Origin of the sequence: uncultured Limnohabitans sp., from assembly GCF_937889215.1 — a bacterium.
In the GTDB taxonomy this organism is placed as follows: domain Bacteria; phylum Pseudomonadota; class Gammaproteobacteria; order Burkholderiales; family Burkholderiaceae_C; genus Limnohabitans_A.
Genome location: NZ_CALBEX010000282.1, coordinates 1 through 1,939 on the forward strand (window position 1 = coordinate 1; position 1,939 = coordinate 1,939).

Genomic DNA, 1,939 nt, shown 5'->3' on the forward strand with positions numbered 1-1,939 from the left:
CGCCCCTCGGGCACGTAGGCGATGCCCATTTGGGCCACCTCGAACGTGGGGCGGCCATTCATGCGTTGGCCTTGGATGTCCACCGTGCCGCTGCGCGGCGGCACGATGCCCATGAGGGTTTTGAGCAAGGTGCTTTTGCCCATGCCGTTGCGGCCCATGAGGCCAATGGTCTCGCCCCGGCCGACAGAAAAGTTCACGCCGCGCAGGATGTGGCTCGCGCCGTAATAGGTGTTCAGGTCTTGGGCCTGGATCAGCAGGTCGCTCATTTCAATGTTCCTCGCCCAGGTACGCGGCTTGCACCCCCGCATCGGCCCTGACGGCCGCAGGCGCATCGCTGGCGATGACCTGGCCATTGACCATGACGGTGAGGTGATCTGCCAAGGTGAACACCGCATCCATGTCGTGTTCGACCAGCAAGATGGCGTGGTCTTGTTTCAGGCGCAGCAGCAACTGCACCATGCTTTCAGCCTCAGACTGACCCATCCCGGCCAGCGGCTCATCGAGCAGCAGGACCTGCGGTTCGGTGGCCAAGGTCATGGCAATTTCAAGTTGGCGCTGTTCGCCGTGGCTGGTGGCCCCGGCTTGTGCGTGCCGACGCTCTTGCAGACCTGCCAGCGCGATGGCCCGCTCGGCACGTTGGTTCACTGCCGACAACCGGGCCGCAGACCGCAGCCAGCCCAGCGGATTGAAGGGCGATGGCTGCGCACGCGATTGCGCGGCCAGGCGCACGTTGTCCCACACGGTGAAGGTGCTGAAAATGTTGGTCTTCTGGTAACTGCGGCCCAAGCCGCGGCGCGCAATTTTTTCGGGTGTCCAGCCGGTGATGTCGGTGCCGGCCAAAGTCATCCGGCCGCTGCTGGGCGGCAAATCGCCAGAGAGCAAATTGGCCAGCGTGGATTTGCCCGCGCCGTTGGGGCCGATCACGGCGTGAATGTGCCCAAGCCACAAATCCAGCGAGACATCGTTGACAGCGGCCAGGCCGCCAAAACGCTTGGTCAGGCCGCGTGCGGACATCAAGGCGTGGCGCTCAGTCATGGCCTGCCTCCTGGGTTGTCTTGCTGCCGAAGAAGCGGTTGACCAAGCCCAAAATGCCTTTGGGTGCAAAAATGATCAGCGCCACGATGAACAAGCCCATCCACATTTGCCAATGCTTGCCCGTGCGAAAGCCACCGATGTCGGGCAAGTCCTTGAAGACATGCAGCAAGTACTCGAAGCTGAAGGCCCCCACGATGGCCCCTGCAAAATTGCCCATGCCGCCCAAAATCACCATCATGATGGCGTGCGCACTCAAGTGAAAGCCCATCAGCTCGGGATTGACGAAACCGGTTTGCGCTGCAAACAAATAGCCTGCCAAACCCGCCAGGGCTCCGGCCAGCGTGAAGGCCGCCAGCTTGTGGCTGAAGGTGTTGAAGCCCAAGGCCCGCATGCGGTGCTCGTTCACGCGAATGCCCGACAGCGCCCGGCCAAACGGGCTCCAAAGCAAGCGGCGCAAAAACACATACACCGCCAGCAAGCAGCCCAGCGTGAAGTAATAAAACACCCGCTTGTTTTCCAGATCGATGAAGCCTGCGTCGGGCCGGAAGTTCAGGAACAAGCCGTCCGAGCCGCCCAAGGCCCTGTTGTCAAAGAAGATGAAATAAACCATCTGCGCAAAGGCCATGGTCACCATGATGAAGTAGATGCCGTGCGTGCGCACCACCAAAAAGCCAATGACCAATGCCGCCAATGCGGACCCACCCACGGCCAGCGGCAAACTGGCGAGCAGGCTGATGGGCTCGTTTTGCGGCGTGACGAAGGCCAGCACATAACCAGCCAGGCCAAAGTAAGCGGCGTGCCCAAGCGAGACCAGGCCTGTGACGCCTTGCAGCAAATCGAGGCTCATGGCCAAGATGGCCAAGATCATCATGCGCACGACCATGGCCGTGTAAAAGTCAGACCC

At 61.3% G+C, this 1,939-nt stretch carries 3 protein-coding genes; all 3 read right to left on the minus strand.

Annotated features, from left to right (window positions below; translation table 11 throughout):
• A partial coding sequence (locus tag Q0341_RS07140; RefSeq protein ID WP_299511552.1) for an ATP-binding cassette domain-containing protein occupies positions 1 to 266 on the minus strand: 266 nt, incomplete at its 3' end.
• Between the two features lies 1 nt (position 267).
• The gene (locus Q0341_RS07145; RefSeq protein ID WP_299511553.1) at positions 268 to 1,035 is read right to left on the minus strand and encodes an ABC transporter ATP-binding protein; all 768 of its coding nucleotides are present in this window, start codon (positions 1,033 to 1,035) and stop codon (positions 268 to 270) included.
• Positions 1,028 to 1,939: branched-chain amino acid ABC transporter permease (locus Q0341_RS07150; RefSeq protein WP_299511556.1), on the minus strand; the 912-nt coding region annotated here is incomplete at its 5' end. The genes Q0341_RS07145 and Q0341_RS07150, both read right to left, overlap by 8 nt.

Excerpts from the sequence above, each read along its gene's own strand:
- Q0341_RS07145 (WP_299511553.1), bottom strand. The coding sequence starts at position 1,035 with ATGACTGAGCGCCACGCCTTGATGTCCGCACGCGGCCTGACCAAGCGT.